This is a genomic window from Halomonas sp. KHS3 (assembly GCF_000830495.1).
Lineage (GTDB): Bacteria > Pseudomonadota > Gammaproteobacteria > Pseudomonadales > Halomonadaceae > Vreelandella > Vreelandella titanicae.
In genome coordinates, this window is record NZ_JWHY01000001.1 from 104,503 (window position 1) to 121,356 (window position 16,854).

A 16,854-nucleotide genomic window follows, 5' to 3' on the forward strand; every position below is an offset into this window, starting at 1 on the left:
AACGAATTCCATTCAGCGATGGTTCCAGCGCGGTAGCCGCTTGGCTATAAACGCATCAATCCCCTCCCCCACATCTTCGGCCAACATATTGCAGGCCATGGTTTCCCCGGCAAAGGCGTAGGCTTCGTCGAGCGGCATGCTCAACTGACGGGCAAACATGGCTTTTCCGGTGCGCACTGCAACAGCACTTTTCGCGCAGATACTGGTGGTCAGGGCTTCAGTTGCTTCGTCCAGCGCGTCATCATCTGCCACGCGGTTAATCAACCCCCACTCAGCGGCTTGATCCGCGCTTATAAACTCCCCGGTAAGCAGCATCTCCATGGCGTGTTTACGCGCAACGTTGCGGGAAAGCGCTACCGCTGGAGTAGAACAAAACAGGCCAACATTGATACCGGAAACAGCAAAGCGTGCGCTGCGCGCCGCCACAGCCAGATCACAGCTCGCCACCAGTTGGCAGCCCGCAGCGGTGGCTATGCCCTGCACTTTGGCGATGACCGGCACAGGCAAGTGCACAATGGCCTGCATCACTTCGCTACAGCGGGCAAACAGCGCTTGATAGTAGGCTTTATCGGGGTTGGCACGCATCTGCTTCAGATCATGCCCGGCGCAGAAGGCTTTGCCTTCGGCGGCAAGTACCACACAGCGCACGCTGCTATCGTCGGCAATTTCGGCTAACGCGTCGTGAAGCGCTTGCAACATGGCTTCCGAGAGCGCGTTAAAGCGCTCTGGCGCGCTCATCGTCAGCGTTGTGACGCCTTGCTGGTCAAAACGTTGTAGGAGGGAGGCCGTTGTGGAAAGGTCATCAGTGGTGATGGGCATGGTGAACTCCTGAGGTTGAGTAACACTTTGCCCATCAGTCTAGCGCACAAGCTTTACGTACGTTTTTGTTTAAAAATCTTACCTACAAGTGCGCTACTTCATTTTTTCATTAGGCGGGTGTCACGGCCTAAGGGGTGCGGCTCGCCGCGCTGTTTGGCTAAATCGATTTGGCGTTGGCGCTCACGGGCCGCCGCGCGGGTCTTCTCCGGCAACGAGTCGATGCAGTGGGGGCAGCTAATCCCTGGCTCGTAAGCAGAAGACTGCATATCCTCGGCGGAGATCGGCATGCGGCAAGCGTGGCACTGCTCGAACTCGCCTTTGCTTAAGTCGTGGCGCACCGTGACCCGGTTATCGAACACAAAGCACTCACCGCGCCACAGCGACTGCTCTTCCGGGACTTTTTCCAGGTAGTTCAGCACGCCGCCTTTTAAGTGGTAGACCTCTTCAAAGCCTTCTTTAAGCATAAAGCTGGAGGCTTTTTCACAGCGGATGCCGCCGGTGCAGAACATCGCTACTTTCTTATGTTTTTCCGGGTCGTAGTGCTCGCGCACGTACTCAGGAAACTCTCGGAAAGTGGTGGTTTTAGGATCGATCGCCCGCTCGAAGCTGCCAATCGCCACTTCGTAATCATTGCGGGTATCGATCACCAGTACTTCTGGATCGGCAATGATGTCGTTCCAGTTTTCCGGCTCGACGTAAGTGCCCACGGTATCGTTAGGGTCGATATCCGGCACGCCGAGGGTGACGATTTCTTTTTTGAGTTTGACCTTGGTGCGGTAGAACGGCGTTTCGTCACAAAAAGACTCTTTGTGATCAATATCAGCCAAGCGTGGGTCAGCAGTCAGCCAAGTCAACAGTGCGTCGATACCTTCGCGGCTACCCGCCACCGTGCCGTTAATGCCCTCTTTGGCGAGCAGCAGCGTGCCCTTTACATCGTTATCGAGCATGGTTTGGCGCAGCGGTTCGCGCAGCGCTTCAAAGTCATTGAGGGTGACAAATTTGTACAGCGCAGCGACCACAATGGGCGGCGTTTGAACAGTTACTGACATGCAAAACTCCTGGTAGTCACCCTCGCAAAGGGCGGACCGGGTTAGAAGAGGCCAGGATTTTACTCGAAAGCTAACCAAAAGTTTAGCGCTGGCAATCACATTTAATACATCGATTTATTCGACAGGAACGTGCAGAAAGCTTCACCCCACGGGGCGTCAGTAAGGCGTATATTGTCATTATTCAATCTCACGCAACCTGCGGAGCACACCATGATTATTCGTCGTTCAAACGAGCGGGGCTACGCCGACCACGGCTGGCTGCGTTCTTTCCATACCTTTTCCTTTGCCAACTACGTTGACCGCAACCATATGGGGTTCCGCGCTCTGCGCGTGATCAATGAAGACCGCGTAGCGGGCGGCCATGGTTTTGGCGCCCACCCTCACCGGGATATGGAGATTATCTCCTATGTGCTTGAAGGTGAAATGGAGCACAAAGACAACATGGGCAATGGCGAGGTGATGCGCCCAGGCGATGTGCAGCGCATGTCGGCGGGCACTGGGGTACTGCACAGCGAGTTCAATCACTCCAAGGAGAATGAGCTGCACTTCCTGCAGATCTGGATTGAACCCAAGCAGCTCGGTATCAAGCCTAGCTACGAGCAGAAGGCTTTCCCTGTCGCTGAGCGTCAAGGGCAATGGCGTTTAGTGGCTTCTGAAGAAGGCCGCGACGGGTCTGTGAGCATCAACCAGGATGTGAACCTTTACGCAGGCTTGTTTAACGCTGGCGAACAGGCAACAGCGCCGCCTTCGCGCTACGCTTGGCTGCATGTAGTGAACGGCGAAATGGAGGTTAACGGTGAGACGCTGAGCGCAGGCGACGCCGCGGCGTTCCAACCGGATGAGGCGATTAACCTTACCGGCAAGGAAGCAGGCGAAGTGCTGCTGTTTGATCTTGCTTAAAGACCGAACCTACTAAACTGCCTAAACCGAAACGGCGCCTCGCAAGAGGCGCCGTTTTTACAGCCAACTTATTTAACCAATTGCGTTAGCTATTTTTTTAACCAATTGCGTTAGCTATTTTGCGCCGAGTAGAGCGCACGAATTTTCAGCGTGTGATCCACTTGCTTCAATGCTTCCAGCGCCTGGGGGCCGTAGGCTTTATCTACATCAATGACCACATAACCGACTTTTTCGTTGGTCTGCAGGTATTGACCGGAGATGTTGATGTCATTTTCAGACAGCACGCGGTTAATCTGCGACAGCACGCCCGGTACGTTATCGTGAATATGCAGCAAACGGTGCTTGTCCGGGTGAGCGGGCAGCGCCACCTCGGGGAAGTTGACCGAGGTCACGGTGGTGCCGTTATCAGAGTAAGTAATCAGCTTTTCTGACACTTCGATACCGATATTCTCCTGAGCTTCCAGGGTAGAGCCACCGATATGCGGGGTCAGAATCACATTCTCCAAGCCACGCAGCGGGCTCTCAAACTCTTCTTCGTTGCCTTTCGGCTCTACCGGAAAGACGTCAATCGCCGCGCCGTTGAGATTGCCCGCTTTAAGCGCTTCGGCAAGCGGTTCGATTTCAACGACGCTACCGCGGGAGGCATTAATAAAGATCGCACCGGGCTTCATGGCAGCGATCTCTTTTGCGCCGATCATCCAGCGGGTAGAGGCAAGGTCAGGCACGTGCAGGCTAATGACATCGGAACGACCCAGCAGCTCTTCAAGGCTTGCTACCTGGTTTGCATTACCCATACCCAGCTTGGCGATGACATCATAGTAAATGACGTTAAAGCCCAGCGATTCGGCCAGCACCGAAAGTTGCGCACCGATGCTGCCGTAGCCAACGATACCCAGCGTTTTACCGCGCGCTTCGTGGGAGTTCTTCGCTGACTTCAGCCAGCCACCCTGGTGAGCGCGGGCGTTTTTCTCTGGGATACCGCGCAGTAGCATAATCGCTTCTGCCAGCACCAGCTCGGCCACCGAACGGGTATTGGAGTACGGCGCGTTAAATACCGCGATACCGCGGGTGAGGGCAGCGGTTAAATCGACCTGATTGGTGCCGATACAGAAACAGCCAACGCCGACTAGCTTCTCTGCCGCCTCGAACACGCGCTCCGTTAACTGGGTGCGGGAACGAATACCAATGAAGTGAACATCGCGGATCTTTTCGATCAGCGCATCCTCATCAAGGGACGTCGGCAGGTGCTCAATATTGGCGTACCCTGACGTGTGAAAATTGTCCACCGCACTTTGGTGGACGCCCTCGAGTAGCAGGATCTTGATCTTGCTCTTGTCCAGGGACGTTTTGGCCATGGCTGAATCAACCTCTATGGTCGGCGGCATGCGCCGTGTATCGGTTCACGGGAGGCGCATATCGTAGCACAGCCCGCATCGTTCAGGCCGGGTGTGAATGATGAAAAGTCTGCGTGGTGACAATGAATGGATCGCAAGTCGCGCAACAAGCTGTATTGAAGAGGGCAGACGCCGCCCCCCAGCCTCGGTGTATACTGTGGGCTTATTTTAAAAATACCGGTTTACAGGCACCCCCCAATGAGTGACACGACATCACCCCCACAGGACTTTGCCGCGACGGTTGAGCAACTCGAAACCATCGTTGAACGTCTCGAGTCAGGCGAGCTCTCATTGGAAGATGCACTGACCGCGTTTGAACAGGGCGTGCGGCTGACCCGCGATGCCCAGCAGCGCCTGGATAGCGCCGAACTCAAGGTGCGGGCGCTGAGTGAAGATAGCGAAGGACGTTTAAACGTAACGCCCTTTACTGGCCCCGACGACCCTAAGGATGCGGCCGAGGATGAGAGCAAGGAGACGCCCCCATGGTAGCCATGCAGCCTAGCCAGCTTGCCACCCTGCGTCAGACCAGCAATGCCCGCGTAGATGCCACCCTAGCGGCGCTGTTTGATAACCGCCCAGCGGTAGCGCCACGCCTCGAGGCGGCAATGCGTCATGGCCTGCTGGCCGGCGGCAAACGCCTGCGACCGCTACTGGTGTATATGGCTGGTCAGGCACTCGGTGCTAAAGACGATGCTCTGGATGCCCCCGCCGCGGCCATTGAGCTAATCCACGCTTACTCGTTGATCCATGATGATCTTCCAGCCATGGATGACGACGACCTGCGTCGTGGTCAGCCCACTGTGCATAAAGCCTTTGATGAAGCGAGTGCGATTCTGGCCGGAGACGCCCTGCAGGCGCTGGCCTTCGAAGTGTTGGCCAGCAATGCGCACCCCCGGCTGAGCCATTTGGTGCACACCCTGGCCTCCGCCTCTGGCCGTGATGGCATGGTGGCGGGGCAGGCGCTGGATTTAGACGCCGTCGGCGATCACCCAGATGTCGATGCCCTGGCCCATATGCACGCCCATAAAACCGGCGCACTGATCGTCGCTGCAGTGCGTTTGGGCGGCCTGGTAGCCGTCGACGACGATGACCCGCGCTTAGACGCGCTTACTCGCTACGCCCGCGCCATTGGTCTAGCCTTTCAGATTCACGACGACATCCTAGATGTGACCGGCGATACCGTTACCCTAGGCAAAACGTCAGGCGCCGATGCCGCACGCGCCAAGCCCACCTACCCCAGCCTGCTGGGGTTAGCGGGTGCTCAACGCAAAGCGCACAGCCTGATTGACGAGGCCATTGCCGCACTCGCCCCATTAGGCGAGCGTGCTGCACCGCTGGCCGACTTAGCCCACTACATGATCGAGCGCGACCACTAAAGATGCCCATGAAGCTGTTCGACGAAATCCCCCGCGAGCGCCCAACGACGCCGCTGCTCGACTCCTTTGACCACCCCGCCGCGCTGCGGGCCATGAATGCCTCCCAGCTCGCCCAACTGGCCGACGAGCTACGCGCCTACCTGCTCTATAGCGTGGGTGTTTCCGGCGGTCACTTTGGCGCTGGGCTCGGCGTGGTCGAGCTGAGCGTTGCCCTGCACCATGTCTACCAAACGCCCCACGACCGACTAGTGTGGGACGTGGGCCATCAGGCCTACCCGCACAAGATTCTCACCGGCCGCCGCGAGGCCATGCTAAGTATTCGCCAGCACGGCGGTCTGGCAGCATTTCCACGCCGCGCCGAGTCCGAGTACGACACCTTTGGCGTCGGCCACTCCAGCACGTCGATTTCGGCGGCATTGGGTATGGCACTGGCAGCGAAGGCACAGGGCGATAAGCGTCACGTGTGCGCGATTATTGGCGACGGCGCATTGACCGCCGGCATGGCCTTTGAAGCCCTCGCCCACGCTGGCCACGTGAATGCCAATCTATTAGTAGTGCTCAACGACAACGAGATGTCGATTTCCGAGAACGTCGGCGGCATGGCGACCTACCTAGCCCGGGTGCTCTCCAGCAAGCCCTACCTGAAAATACGCGAAGAGAGTAAAAAAGTGCTTTCGCACCTGCCCGGCGCCCTGGAACTTGCCCGGCGCACTGAAGGGCACATGAAAGGCATGGTCAGCCCCGCCACGCTATTTGAAGAGATGGGTTTTAACTACGTAGGCCCCATTGATGGCCATGACCTAGACGCGTTAACCCATACGATCGAAAACCTGCGCGACCTCGACGGCCCGCAGTTTCTGCATATCAAAACGGTGAAAGGCAAAGGCTTTCTGCCCGCCGAAGCGGATCAGATTGGCTACCACGCTATTACTAAGCTGGAAAAGCCCGAAACGTTAGCCAACGCGACGACAGTCAAGAAACCGGTGGTTACCCCGCCACCCGCTAAGAAAAAATACTGCAATGTGTTCGGCGACTGGCTGTGCGATATGGCGGCAAGCGACAAGCGCCTGATGGGCATTACCCCCGCCATGCGCGAAGGCTCCGACCTGATTCGCTTCTCCAAAGAGTACCCTCAGCGCTATTTCGATGTGGCGATTGCTGAGCAGCATGCGGTAACGCTCGCGGCGGGTATGGCCTGCGAAAGCATGAAACCCGTGGTGGCGATTTACTCCACCTTTCTGCAGCGCGGTTACGACCAGTTGATTCATGACGTTGCCGTACAGAACCTGGATGTCACCTTTGCGATTGATCGCGCGGGCCTGGTGGGCGAAGACGGCCCCACGCACCACGGCAGCATGGATCTCTCCTTTCTGCGTTGCGTGCCCGGCATGGTGATTCTGGCCCCGGCGGATGAAGCCGAGTGCCGCGCCATGCTCAGTGCCGCCTATCACCACCCTGGTCCTGCTGCTGTGCGCTACCCCCGTGGCACCGGCCCAGGTGCGAAAATTCCCGCGCACCTTGAGCCACTCGCCATTGGCAAAGCGGAAGTGCGCCGCCATGCCGACAACGATGGTGTGCGTATTGCGCTGCTCGCCTTTGGCAGCCTCAACAGCGCCGCAGCGGAAGTCGCCGAACGACTCAACGCAACCCATATCAATATGCGCTCCATCAAACCGCTGGATCGCGATGCGGTGCTGCACGCAGCCGACGAGCACGAACTATTGGTGACACTGGAAGAAAATGTGGTTGCCGGTGGCGCAGGTAGCGCCGTGAATGAGCTGCTCCACGCCGAAGGCGTTCAGGTGGAAGTGCTCAATCTCGGCCTGCCGGACGCCTTTGTAGAGCACGGCACTCCCGCGCAGCTGCTTGCCGACTGTCAACTGGATATCGAAGGCATTGAGCAGGCTATTCGCGCTCGACTGCCATAAGCCATTATTTTTTAAATTACTTTGAGACTAATATGCTATTTCTAATTATTATTTTCGCCTTGATTGGCCTTGCGTTTGGAGGCCCGGTAGGGCTGCTGATTGGCGGTGGCCTGGGCTGGTGGCTAGGCAAGCGCCTTAGCCGCCGCCTGAATATCGCGCGGATGCGCATCCAGGAAGGCTTTTTGGAGTCGATTTTCTCGGTGATGGGCTGCTTATGCCAAGCCGACGGTAAAGTGACCGACGGCGAGTTGGACGTTGCCGAAAAGCTGTTTGATCAAATGCACCTCCAGGGCGAACAGCGCGCCAAGGCTCGCGCCGCCTTCGAGCGTGGCCGCGCCGATGACTTCGATCTAGACGCCGAGCTGGCCACCGTTAACCGCTTAACCCAACGCCAGCCGGTACTGCGCCAGGTATTTATCCAGGTTCAGCTTTCTGCTATCGCCGCAGATGGCGTGCTTCACCCCGCCGAGCACGAGATGATTCTACGTGTCGCCCGGGGCGTAGGCTGCAGCGACGCCGAAGTGCAGCAGATCGAAGCGATGTTGCACGGCGCGGCCGCGAACTCTCAAGGCGCCAGCGAAGAGGCTCTCAAGGACGCTTACCGCGTATTGGGGGTTTCTGATGACGCCAGCGATGCTGAAATCAAAAAAGCCTACCGCCGTCTGATGAGCCAAAACCACCCGGACAAACTGGCCGGCAAAGGCCTGCCCGAGAGCATGCGTGATATCGCACAGGCACGCACCAGCGAAATCGGCAATGCCTACGAGCGGATCCGCGAGGCAAGGGGGAACGCTTAGTCTGACCGCAATCGCCAATTTCCAAAAGCTAGTTAACGAGGCCCCACAAGGGTAACTTCGATAGCTCTAGGCCTTTGATCTTACCCTTGCGCCGTTGGCCGAACGACAATGTCTCCAATATCGACTTCGGATGGTTGGGCAATGGCAAAAGCGATGGCCGATGCAACAGCAGCAGGGTCAATGGCTATTGACTCCATGCTGTCCGCAACCTTATTTCGAAGCTCTTGAGAAGGGATAGCGTCGCCAAAACTCGTGCGAATTATGCCGGGAGATATCCCCGTTACTCGCAGGTTGGGGCCTGCTTCTTGTCGAAGTCCCTCGTGGATAGTGCGTACGGCATTTTTTGTACCTGCGTAAATAGCCTGCCCTGGAACGATCTTTAGCCCGGCTGTTGAAATCACACTCACGAAGTGCCCCGAGGACTGCCGACGGAAAATCGGTAGTGCAGCCGCGATGCCATAGATGACTCCGCGCAAATTCACATCAATCATCGCATCCCAATCGTCAACGCGCAGTTCATCTAACATTGAGATGGGGCCGATGCCTGCGTTGGAAATGAAAACATCAAGCTGACCAAACCGCTGACAGGCAACGTCAACCAGTCTCTGCAGATCCTCGCGGACGCAGACATCCGTTATTGCGAAGGCCGCTTCGCCCCCCATCAGCGTTATCTCTTCCTCGAGGCTTTCCAGCGCTTCCCTTTTGCGAGCCCCTAGAACTAGCTTTGCCCCCACTCCAGCCAGCTTAAGTGCGGTTTCTCGGCCAATGCCGCTGCTTGCTCCCGTGATAGCGATAACCTTGCCGCTGATACCCGTCATTTCATATCCCCCTTCTCGGTCAATGAAAATATTATGGTGAGCCTCAGCTGGTTTATCTATGCTGGAAAATACAGTTTTTTATAGAGATCGTATTAATAATGAGCGATACGCTAACGGAAGTATTTTCGCTACTCGATTTGCGTAGTGCGCGATGTACCAGACTCGAAGCCGGTGGGGACTGGGCACTTCGCTTTCCTGCAAAACCTGCTCTTAAATTCGCAGCCGTTATGCGTGGAGGCTGCTGGCTGATATATCCAAACCAAGAACATATCTGGCTTGATGAAGGTGATGTATTCCTTCTTTCACACACGCCACCCTACGTTATTGCCAGTGATCCCAACCTCTTGGCCGAGGACGGAGTGGCCGTTATCGACTGGGAACATTCCGATACTGGTCATTACGGCGGCGCCGAGACAGTACTGCTTGCTGGAAGCTTTCTATTAGATGATCTACACGCGCAATTATTGATCGACACTCTACCGCCATTCATGCGAATTCCGGCTGCTGCACCATCGGCAGCCTCTTTGCGACATACTTTAGAAATCCTGGATACCGAAATCCGTCGTACCGAGATTGGTTTCGGTTTAATGCGGCGACATTTAGCTGACATGCTGCTGGTTCAACTTCTACGTGCTTTTGCAAAACGGGAATATGCTGGCACCACAGCGGAACCTGAAGATGTTTTAACCAGCTGGATTGGAGCACTGAATAACTCTCAAATTGGCGCCGCGTTAGATCTCATGCATTCTGAGCCTAGTCGCCCCTGGACAGTCGCAGACCTATCACATCGAGTCGGCATGTCGCGATCTTCGTTCTCTAATGCCTTCCGAACAGCTGTAGGAAAATCACCGATCGATTACTTGTTGCATTGGCGAATGCAGCTGGCGCAAAGATTGATTCAGGAAGGCCTAAGTATCGCAGAGGTTTCTGAAACCGTGGGTTATATGTCACAGAGTGCTTTCGGCGCCGCCTTTAAACGAACCGTTGGACACTCCCCCAAAGCCCAGTTAAAAAAACCTGTGGGCAAGGAAGAGAATCGACAGCATCGCTAACGACCGCTAGATTAAAGAATCGTTTTTCGCCAGGAGCACGCCATGATCACGCTGTACAGCTTTCCCCACTCCCGCTCGCTACGAGCAGCGTGGACGCTTGAAGAGTTAGGCCTAGAGTATCAGTGCCAGCATGTGGCGCTGGATAAAGGCGAGGGGCAAACAGCCAAGCATTTGGCGCGTCACCCGGATGGCAAGGTGCCAGTTCTTGAAGATGGAGAAGTATCGCTATTTGAATCAGTGCCGATTTGCCGTTATCTAGCGGAGCAATATGGCGACGGCACCCTCCTACCCAGCAGCCCTGCCGCTCGAGCTCAGGTCGACCAGTGGCTCAGCTTTATCGTCACCGAAATGGAACAGCCATTGTGGAATCAGGCCAAGCATAAGTTTGCCTTGCCCACAGACAAACGCGTTCCCGCTATTTTGCCGGTCTGCGCATGGGAGTTTCAGCGTGCGCTAAGCGCGCTGGAGCGCCGCTACAACGGGCAAGAAAACTTGGTGGGTAACACCTTTACCCTTGCGGATCTGTTTTTAACCCATACTTTATCGTGGGCGGTCAGCATGAAGCACCGCTTACCCGAACCGCTATTGGCCTATCGCGAACGCCATATTCAGCGCGCCGCGATGGCTAGAGCAATCGAAAAAGAGCAGGCAGCAGCAGAGAGTTAATCAACATCTAAACGCTTTAAAAACCGTTGCTGGCAGTATGTGGCAACGGTTTTTAAACTAGTCGGGCGTTGCTTAAAAGCCAAGGTCATCAAGCAAATCGTCTACTTGATCCTGCCCTGCCACCACATCCGTCTTATTTTGGTTCACCTGCGGCCCGTTACGAAGCTTGGCATGTTCATCGCGGTCATCTTCCATCTTAACGCCGTCGGTGACGTGAGGAACATTATCGACCAGCACCTGAACAAGCTGCTCTTCGATGAGCTTGATGACTTCCATCATTTTCTTAATCACCTGACCGGTGAGATCCTGAAAGTCTTGGGCCATCATGATTTCAAGCAGCTCTTTTTGAGTAGCCCCGGTTGCGGTGGGAAGCTTACTGCTCAAAAAGTTCTGTGTATCCTCGACGAGCTTAGCATCACCTTCTACTGCCGCGAGCTTAGCTGCCGCCGCCTGCCAGCGCTCATTAAGCGCAGCGCCTTCTTCTTCAAGGCTGTCTTGCACCGGTTGAGCGCGCTCAACGGCATTCAATGCCCGCTCTGCGGCCTGCTCCGTCATTGAGGCAACGTAGTTGAGCCGGTCATTGGCATCCGGTATTGCCTGCGCCGCCTGGCTAATCTGCTGATCTAGGCCCAGCTCTTTCATGCTGTCCCGCAGTAGGCGCGTTAAGTGGCCTATGCGATGCACCATCTCATCAGTACTGTCTTTTTTGCCCAGTACCGACGGCATCGTCGTGTCGTGGGCGTTGTTAACAGTGCTCATGACAATCCTCTTGTTGGAAAAGCTTATTGAATGTCGTTTTGGGTGTGGCAATAGACATCACTATACGAACCCACTGTGTTTTTTCAGGATGCACGGCGTTAAATACATCAAGGTCTGCATCTAAACCTGATACTACTGTCGGCTCAACATCCTAAAACTTAAGTTTAACGTTTAGTCTACAGTGGGAAACTGCGAGTTACAGGTATTTTTAACCCCTTAAAAACCATCTAATTTACAGGCGGGTTCAAGCAGGCAATGGTTCGAAGTCGAGCGATTAACCATTAAGCAGCTGAAACGTGCGGTAGAACGGCGCTATAAACGGCAAAGTAGTGACAGATGCTGCCAGCCACTACAAACAGATGCCAAATCGCATGGTTGTAGGGAATCGCACGCACGGCGTAGAAAATCACCCCTAGCGTGTAGGTAATTCCTCCTGCGGCCAGCAGGGCAATGCCGGTCGTTGAAAGACTTGCCGCCATCTCTCCTGATGCCAGCACGATCATCCAGCCCATGAGTAGATAAATCGCCACACGTAATATCGAAAAACGTTGAGGCCATAGCAGTATGCAGGCGATCCCCACCAACGCCAGCGACCACACGGCGGCAAACAAAACCCAGCCTGTTGTGCCGCGCATATTGACGAGTAAAAAGGGCGTGTAAGTACCTGCGATGAGTAAATAAATCGCGCAGTGATCAAGTAACTGAAAGCGCTGCTTCCAGCGCCGATGAGGGATGCCGTGGTAAAGGGTAGAGGCGGTATAAAGCAGGACTAGCGTGGTGCCGTACAGGCTCAGGCTGACAATTTTCCACGGGTCGACATGGCCGGCGTAACTCGCCGCAACCAACAGTACTACCATTCCCACCAAACTGAGCACAGCACCGATACCATGGGTGATACTGTGCAGCCACTCTTCGAATACACTGAATTCGCCCTGCTCTTCGGGAGGGTTTTCACGCTGCTGTTTATACTGCTTGTACTGCTCCTTACTGACGGCGTTCATCCTGGAGCGCTCCTCGCATGCCATCCCCCACTCGTATCACCCCTTGCGCTCAATATCCACATCACTGGCGTGGGTGAAGTCATCCAAAGCCATCATATGACCAAGCTTGCCCGCTTTGGTTGAGAGATACTGCTCGTTATGAGGGTTGAGACCGGTGGTGATCGACAAACGTTCGACGACATTCACGCCGTCGCGGGTGAGGGCATCCACCTTGCGCGGATTGTTGGTCATCAGCCTTAACGATGTGATGCCCAAATGGTTAAGCATCGGCACGCACAGATCATAGCGACGCATGTCGGCGCCAAAACCGAGCTGCTCGTTGGCCTCGACCGTATCAGCGCCCTGATCTTGCAGGTGGTAGGCACGAATTTTGTTTAACAGGCCTATTCCCCGCCCCTCTTGGCGCAGGTAAAACAGCACGCCGCGGCCCTCTTCAGCGATGCGTTTCAGCGCTTCCTGGAGCTGATAGCCACAGTCGCAGCGCATGGAGAAGAGTGCGTCACCGGTCAAACACTCGGAGTGCACCCGCCCTAACACCGGCTCGCCGCCGGTCACATCACCCAACGTTAAGGCGATATGATCCTTGCCGGTAGCCTCATCTTCGAAGCCATGCATAGTAAACGTTGCCCAGGGCGTGGGCAGCCGGGAAGCGGCAATGAAGCGAATGGTCACAGGTTACCTCGCTGATTGACCAAACCAGTTAACCACACCAGTGTTGGCAAAGTGGGCCAGTATTCTAACAGGAAGCGGCGCCCGCCTCACGCTGACAAAGCGACTAAATAATGGAGAAAAATTGGCCGGGTGCGACGATTTTTGCCATCGAGTACGCCGCCCTAACACCTATCTTCAAGTACAATTGCCCTCATACGATCCCCAAAACGGTTTCTAGTACGCTCCCAAGTACGGTTTCCAATACGATGCGGGCAAATTTCCTAAGAGCAAGTGTCTATGACCACTACACCTTTGCAAAATGATCGCTTTCTTCGCGCACTAGCGCGCCAGCCCGTCGACCGCACCCCGGTGTGGATGATGCGTCAAGCGGGCCGCTACCTGCCGGAATACCGCGCCAGCCGGGCCGATGCGGGCAGTTTTATGGATCTTTGCCGCAACCATGACCTGGCCTGCGAAGTCACCCTGCAGCCCTTGGAGCGTTACCCGCTGGATGCAGCCATTCTGTTTTCAGATATCTTAACCATTCCTGATGCAATGGGCTTGGGGCTCTATTTTGAAACCGGCGAAGGCCCAAAATTCCGCAAAACCGTGCGTACACAGGAAGAAGTCGCCGCGCTAAGCGTGCCCGACGCCGAGCGCGACCTGGATTACGTGATGCGTGCGGTGTCGACCATTCGTCGTGAGCTGAACGGCCGCATGCCGCTGATCGGCTTCTCAGGCAGCCCCTGGACGCTGGCGACTTACATGGTGGAGGGCGGCTCCAGCAAGGACTTCCGCCATCTGAAAACCATGCTTTACGATACCCCGGATACCATGCACCAGTTGCTGGATACGCTGGCGCATGCGGTAACTGACTACCTGAACGCCCAAATTCGCGCGGGCGCCCAGGCGGTGCAGATTTTTGATACCTGGGGCGGCGCACTTTCTACCCCTGCGTACCTTGAGTTCTCGCTGCGCTACATGGAGCAGATCGTTTCGGGACTGATCCGCGAGCACGACGGTCGCCGCGTACCGGTGATTCTCTTCACCAAAAACGGCGGCCAGTGGCTTGAGCATATCGCCTGCGCCGGTGCCGATGCATTGGGGATCGACTGGTCTACCGAGCTTTCCGATGCCCGTGCCCGGGTTGGTCACAAAGTGGCGCTACAGGGCAATCTTGATCCCAACGTTTTGTTTGCCCGCCCCTCGGCTATCCGCGCTGAAGTAGCCCGCGTGCTGGAAAGCTACGGCCATGGCCCTGGTCACGTGTTTAACCTGGGCCATGGAATCAGCCAGTTTACCAACCCCGACAACGTCACTGCCTTTATGGAGGCACTGCACGAATTGAGCCCGCAGTATCACCGCGATATTCCAACGCACACAAATGCACAGCACTCAGGAGCCAATTGATGAGCGATTTACGCGACGACCAATGGTTTACCGAAGTCTTTGATAGCCACGGCAGCGCTTTCTCACTGAAGATCTCTGAAAAACTGCTGGATGTACAGAGCCAATACCAGCACCTAGAGGTCTACGCCACCGAGACCTACGGCAACCTAATGGTGCTGGACGGCTGCGTGATGCTGACTGATCGCGATAACTTCCTCTACCATGAGATGATTGCGCATCCGGCGCTGTTTACTCACCAAGAACCCAAGCGTGTAGTGATTATCGGCGGCGGCGACTGCGGCACCTTAAAAGAAGTTCTCCGCCACCCAGGTGTGGAGAAAGTGACCCAAATTGATATCGACGAAGAAGTGACTAAAGCGTCTGAGCGTTTCTTCCCGTCGTTGGTAGCGTCGAATAACGACCCCCGTGCTGAACTGCTGTTCGCCGACGGCGTCAAGTGGGTGGACGATGCACCTGATGAGAGCATCGATGTGCTGATTATCGACTCCACCGACCCGGTTGGGCCCGCTGAAGGGCTGTTTAAAACCGATTTTCTCAAGCGCTGCCACCGTATTTTGAAAAGCGGCGGCGTAATGGTGCAGCAGAGCGAATCACCGATTTACCACAGTGGCTCGATCATCCGAGAGCTGCGCAACGACATGTTGAAAGCCGGTTTTGACAGCGTTGCCACGCTGCCCTTCCCGCAGCCGGTTTATCCTTCAGGCTGGTGGAGCGTAACATTGGCGGGTAAAGCCACCGACGTGAATACGTTCCGCGAGCAGGCAGCCACCAACCACGACTTGCCGCTTGAATACTATAGCGTTGACGCCCATCGAGGTGCGCTCGCCCTTCCGCCATTTATGCGCAAGGCATTCGCAGCCGAGTAAACCACGCCTAATACCTGCCTTCGTGTTACCGCCCACCTCAGCTTGCCCTATTACGGTGCAATGCGAGGAGGGCGGTAACCTTTTTTGCACCTAGACCTTCGTCTCGAATTCGTTGAGTAGCGTTGAAAAGCGCTGAATTAACGCCTGTACCCTTGTTGGCATCTTCCTTGCTAGGTTTAGTGACATGCTACGGCATGCATAACTATTTCAACTACTGGTTTCATTAACTGATTTCAGTAGCTGATTCCAATAACTTCGAGGGAAACTAGATGTTCAATAAAAAACACTTAGCGCTTCTGGCGTCCGCTGGCTCACTTAGCCTGGCGGGAATGGCAACTGCTCAAGCCGACACCCTGGAAGATACCATTGAGCGTGGCGCCGTTCAGTGTGGTGTGAGCGATGGTTTGCCGGGCTTCTCAGCTCCGGACGACGACGGTAACTGGCAAGGTATCGACGTTGATGTATGCCGCGCTGTAGCGGCAGCGGTACTCGGCGACTCAGAAGCCGTCAACTATATTTCACTCAACGCCGTAGAGCGCTTCACCGCCCTGCAATCAGGTGAAGTCGACGTTCTATCACGTAATACCACCTGGACGACTACCCGCGATACTACTCTGGGCCTGAACTTCACCGGGGTTACTTTTTACGACGGCCAGGGCTTCATGGTATCCCGTGACCTGGGTATTACCGGTGCTGATGAACTCGACGGCGCCTCCATCTGCATTCAGTCTGGCACCACTACCGAGCTGAACCTAGCTGACTACTTCCGTGCTAACGACATGGAATTCAACCCGATCGTATTTGATACCTCTGAGCAAACCGTGGGTGGCTATCAGGCCGGCCGCTGTGACGTGCTAACCTCCGATACCTCTCAGCTAGCGGCGCTACGTATTCAGCTAGACGATCCTTCAGCCTCGATGATCCTGTCTGACGTTATCTCCAAAGAGCCACTAGGCCCTGTGGTTCGTCATGGTGACGATCTTTGGTTCAACATTGTGAAATGGTCGCTGTTCGCCATGATTAACGCCGAAGAGTACGGCGTCACCAGTGAAAACGCTGAAGAAATGCTTAACTCTGAAGACCCCAACATCGCTCGCTTGCTAGGCCAAGACGGCAACTACGGTGAAGGCATGAACCTAGAAGCAGATTGGGCCTACAACATTATTAGCCAAGTGGGTAACTACGCTGAAAGCTTCGACCGCAACGTGGGCATGGGCTCGCCGCTGGAAATTGAGCGCGGTGTTAACGCCCTGTGGACCGACGGTGGTTTCCAGTACGCTCCCCCGATTCGCTAAGCGTCTCGCTTGACCCCGGCCCGCCGCCCTCTTCACAGGTATCTGTTTAAAGGTCGTGGCGGGCCATTTGATT

General features: G+C 55.6%; 17 protein-coding genes. 10 read left to right on the forward strand and 7 right to left on the reverse strand.

Annotated features, from left to right (window positions below; genetic code table 11):
- Positions 1-12 precede the first annotated feature (12 nt).
- A complete protein-coding gene (locus tag RO22_RS00465) occupies positions 13-819 on the reverse strand; it encodes an enoyl-CoA hydratase (RefSeq protein WP_041157276.1) in 807 nt (268 codons plus the stop codon).
- Between the two features lie 98 nt (positions 820-917).
- On the reverse strand, positions 918-1,868 hold the full coding sequence (locus RO22_RS00470; RefSeq protein WP_041157277.1) for a rhodanese-related sulfurtransferase: 951 nt from the start codon (positions 1,866-1,868) through the stop codon (positions 918-920).
- Between the two features lie 210 nt (positions 1,869-2,078).
- On the opposite strand from RO22_RS00470, the gene RO22_RS00475 reads away from it, so the two are divergent.
- The gene (locus tag RO22_RS00475; protein ID WP_041157278.1) at positions 2,079-2,768 is read left to right on the forward strand and encodes a pirin family protein; all 690 of its coding nucleotides are present in this window, start codon (positions 2,079-2,081) and stop codon (positions 2,766-2,768) included.
- Positions 2,769-2,878: 110 nt separating this feature from the next.
- Here RO22_RS00475 and serA read toward each other — a convergent pair whose 3' ends face one another.
- On the reverse strand, positions 2,879-4,123 hold the full coding sequence (gene serA / locus RO22_RS00480; protein ID WP_039857612.1) for a phosphoglycerate dehydrogenase: 1,245 nt from the start codon (positions 4,121-4,123) through the stop codon (positions 2,879-2,881).
- A 237-nt stretch (positions 4,124-4,360) separates the two neighbouring features.
- Here serA and RO22_RS00485 point away from each other — a divergent pair, with 237 nt between their 5' ends.
- Genes RO22_RS00485 through djlA form a run of 4 tightly spaced genes read left to right on the forward strand, consistent with a single transcriptional unit; the run spans position 4,361 to position 8,263 of the window.
- Positions 4,361-4,651 carry an exodeoxyribonuclease VII small subunit gene (locus tag RO22_RS00485; protein WP_022521324.1) on the forward strand — a complete coding sequence of 97 codons (291 nt, stop codon included), beginning with the start codon at positions 4,361-4,363 and terminating at the stop codon, positions 4,649-4,651.
- Entirely contained in the window at positions 4,645-5,538 is an 894-nt protein-coding gene (gene ispA, locus RO22_RS00490; RefSeq protein WP_009286173.1) for a (2E,6E)-farnesyl diphosphate synthase, read from the forward strand. Before RO22_RS00485 ends, ispA begins: the two co-directional genes overlap by 7 nt.
- A 2-nt stretch (positions 5,539-5,540) precedes the next feature.
- Positions 5,541-7,466, forward strand: a complete 1,926-nt coding sequence (dxs, locus tag RO22_RS00495; RefSeq protein ID WP_041157279.1) for a 1-deoxy-D-xylulose-5-phosphate synthase — start codon at positions 5,541-5,543, stop codon at positions 7,464-7,466.
- 32 nt (positions 7,467-7,498) lie between these two features.
- Positions 7,499-8,263 carry a co-chaperone DjlA gene (gene djlA / locus RO22_RS00500; protein ID WP_027957921.1) on the forward strand — a complete coding sequence of 255 codons (765 nt, stop codon included), beginning with the start codon at positions 7,499-7,501 and terminating at the stop codon, positions 8,261-8,263.
- A gap of 80 nt (positions 8,264-8,343) precedes the next feature.
- Here djlA and RO22_RS00505 read toward each other — a convergent pair whose 3' ends face one another.
- A complete protein-coding gene (locus tag RO22_RS00505) occupies positions 8,344-9,081 on the reverse strand; it encodes an SDR family oxidoreductase (RefSeq protein ID WP_041157280.1) in 738 nt (245 codons plus the stop codon).
- A 98-nt stretch (positions 9,082-9,179) separates the two neighbouring features.
- On the opposite strand from RO22_RS00505, the gene RO22_RS00510 reads away from it, so the two are divergent.
- Both RO22_RS00510 and RO22_RS00515 read left to right on the forward strand, forming a co-directional pair.
- The gene (locus tag RO22_RS00510; RefSeq protein WP_041157281.1) at positions 9,180-10,133 is read left to right on the forward strand and encodes an AraC family transcriptional regulator; all 954 of its coding nucleotides are present in this window, start codon (positions 9,180-9,182) and stop codon (positions 10,131-10,133) included.
- A 42-nt stretch (positions 10,134-10,175) separates the two neighbouring features.
- Positions 10,176-10,799, forward strand: coding sequence for a glutathione S-transferase family protein (locus RO22_RS00515; protein ID WP_027957924.1), 624 nt, complete (start codon positions 10,176-10,178; stop codon positions 10,797-10,799).
- A gap of 72 nt (positions 10,800-10,871) precedes the next feature.
- On the opposite strand, the gene cheZ is transcribed toward RO22_RS00515, so the two are convergent.
- The 3 genes from cheZ to ribA all read right to left on the reverse strand — a co-directional run bounded on the left by cheZ (position 10,872) and on the right by ribA (position 13,231).
- On the reverse strand, positions 10,872-11,558 hold the full coding sequence (gene cheZ / locus RO22_RS00520; protein WP_022521318.1) for a protein phosphatase CheZ: 687 nt from the start codon (positions 11,556-11,558) through the stop codon (positions 10,872-10,874).
- A gap of 281 nt (positions 11,559-11,839) precedes the next feature.
- Complete coding sequence (gene trhA / locus RO22_RS00525; protein WP_041157282.1) at positions 11,840-12,559, reverse strand: PAQR family membrane homeostasis protein TrhA; 720 nt, start codon at positions 12,557-12,559, stop codon at positions 11,840-11,842.
- A gap of 36 nt (positions 12,560-12,595) precedes the next feature.
- Positions 12,596-13,231 (reverse strand): GTP cyclohydrolase II, encoded by a 636-nt coding sequence (ribA, locus tag RO22_RS00530; protein ID WP_041157283.1) that lies wholly within the window; start codon positions 13,229-13,231, stop codon positions 12,596-12,598.
- A 276-nt stretch (positions 13,232-13,507) separates the two neighbouring features.
- On the opposite strand from ribA, the gene hemE reads away from it, so the two are divergent.
- The 3 genes from hemE to RO22_RS00545 all read left to right on the forward strand — a co-directional run bounded on the left by hemE (position 13,508) and on the right by RO22_RS00545 (position 16,781).
- The gene (gene hemE / locus RO22_RS00535; RefSeq protein WP_035539256.1) at positions 13,508-14,620 is read left to right on the forward strand and encodes a uroporphyrinogen decarboxylase; all 1,113 of its coding nucleotides are present in this window, start codon (positions 13,508-13,510) and stop codon (positions 14,618-14,620) included.
- Positions 14,620-15,486, forward strand: coding sequence for a polyamine aminopropyltransferase (gene speE, locus RO22_RS00540; protein WP_041157284.1), 867 nt, complete (start codon positions 14,620-14,622; stop codon positions 15,484-15,486). Before hemE ends, speE begins: the two co-directional genes overlap by 1 nt.
- Before the next feature lie 269 nt (positions 15,487-15,755).
- On the forward strand, positions 15,756-16,781 hold the full coding sequence (locus RO22_RS00545) for an amino acid ABC transporter substrate-binding protein (RefSeq protein WP_041157285.1): 1,026 nt from the start codon (positions 15,756-15,758) through the stop codon (positions 16,779-16,781).
- Positions 16,782-16,854: the final 73 nt, after the last annotated feature.

What these genes read in the sequence shown, in the direction of transcription:
- RO22_RS00465 (WP_041157276.1), bottom strand. Translation starts at nt 819, where the DNA reads ATGCCCATCACCACTGATGACCTTTCCACAACGGCCTCCCTCCTACAA.
- RO22_RS00470 (WP_041157277.1), bottom strand. Translation starts at nt 1,868, where the DNA reads ATGTCAGTAACTGTTCAAACGCCGCCCATTGTGGTCGCTGCGCTGTAC.
- RO22_RS00475 (WP_041157278.1), top strand. Translation starts at nt 2,079, where the DNA reads ATGATTATTCGTCGTTCAAACGAGCGGGGCTACGCCGACCACGGCTGG.
- serA (WP_039857612.1), bottom strand. Translation starts at nt 4,123, where the DNA reads ATGGCCAAAACGTCCCTGGACAAGAGCAAGATCAAGATCCTGCTACTC.
- RO22_RS00485 (WP_022521324.1), top strand. Translation starts at nt 4,361, where the DNA reads ATGAGTGACACGACATCACCCCCACAGGACTTTGCCGCGACGGTTGAG.
- ispA (WP_009286173.1), top strand. Translation starts at nt 4,645, where the DNA reads ATGGTAGCCATGCAGCCTAGCCAGCTTGCCACCCTGCGTCAGACCAGC.
- dxs (WP_041157279.1), top strand. Translation starts at nt 5,541, where the DNA reads ATGCCCATGAAGCTGTTCGACGAAATCCCCCGCGAGCGCCCAACGACG.
- djlA (WP_027957921.1), top strand. Translation starts at nt 7,499, where the DNA reads ATGCTATTTCTAATTATTATTTTCGCCTTGATTGGCCTTGCGTTTGGA.
- RO22_RS00505 (WP_041157280.1), bottom strand. Translation starts at nt 9,081, where the DNA reads ATGACGGGTATCAGCGGCAAGGTTATCGCTATCACGGGAGCAAGCAGC.
- RO22_RS00510 (WP_041157281.1), top strand. Translation starts at nt 9,180, where the DNA reads ATGAGCGATACGCTAACGGAAGTATTTTCGCTACTCGATTTGCGTAGT.
- RO22_RS00515 (WP_027957924.1), top strand. Translation starts at nt 10,176, where the DNA reads ATGATCACGCTGTACAGCTTTCCCCACTCCCGCTCGCTACGAGCAGCG.
- cheZ (WP_022521318.1), bottom strand. Translation starts at nt 11,558, where the DNA reads ATGAGCACTGTTAACAACGCCCACGACACGACGATGCCGTCGGTACTG.
- trhA (WP_041157282.1), bottom strand. Translation starts at nt 12,559, where the DNA reads ATGAACGCCGTCAGTAAGGAGCAGTACAAGCAGTATAAACAGCAGCGT.
- hemE (WP_035539256.1), top strand. Translation starts at nt 13,508, where the DNA reads ATGACCACTACACCTTTGCAAAATGATCGCTTTCTTCGCGCACTAGCG.
- speE (WP_041157284.1), top strand. Translation starts at nt 14,620, where the DNA reads ATGAGCGATTTACGCGACGACCAATGGTTTACCGAAGTCTTTGATAGC.
- RO22_RS00545 (WP_041157285.1), top strand. Translation starts at nt 15,756, where the DNA reads ATGTTCAATAAAAAACACTTAGCGCTTCTGGCGTCCGCTGGCTCACTT.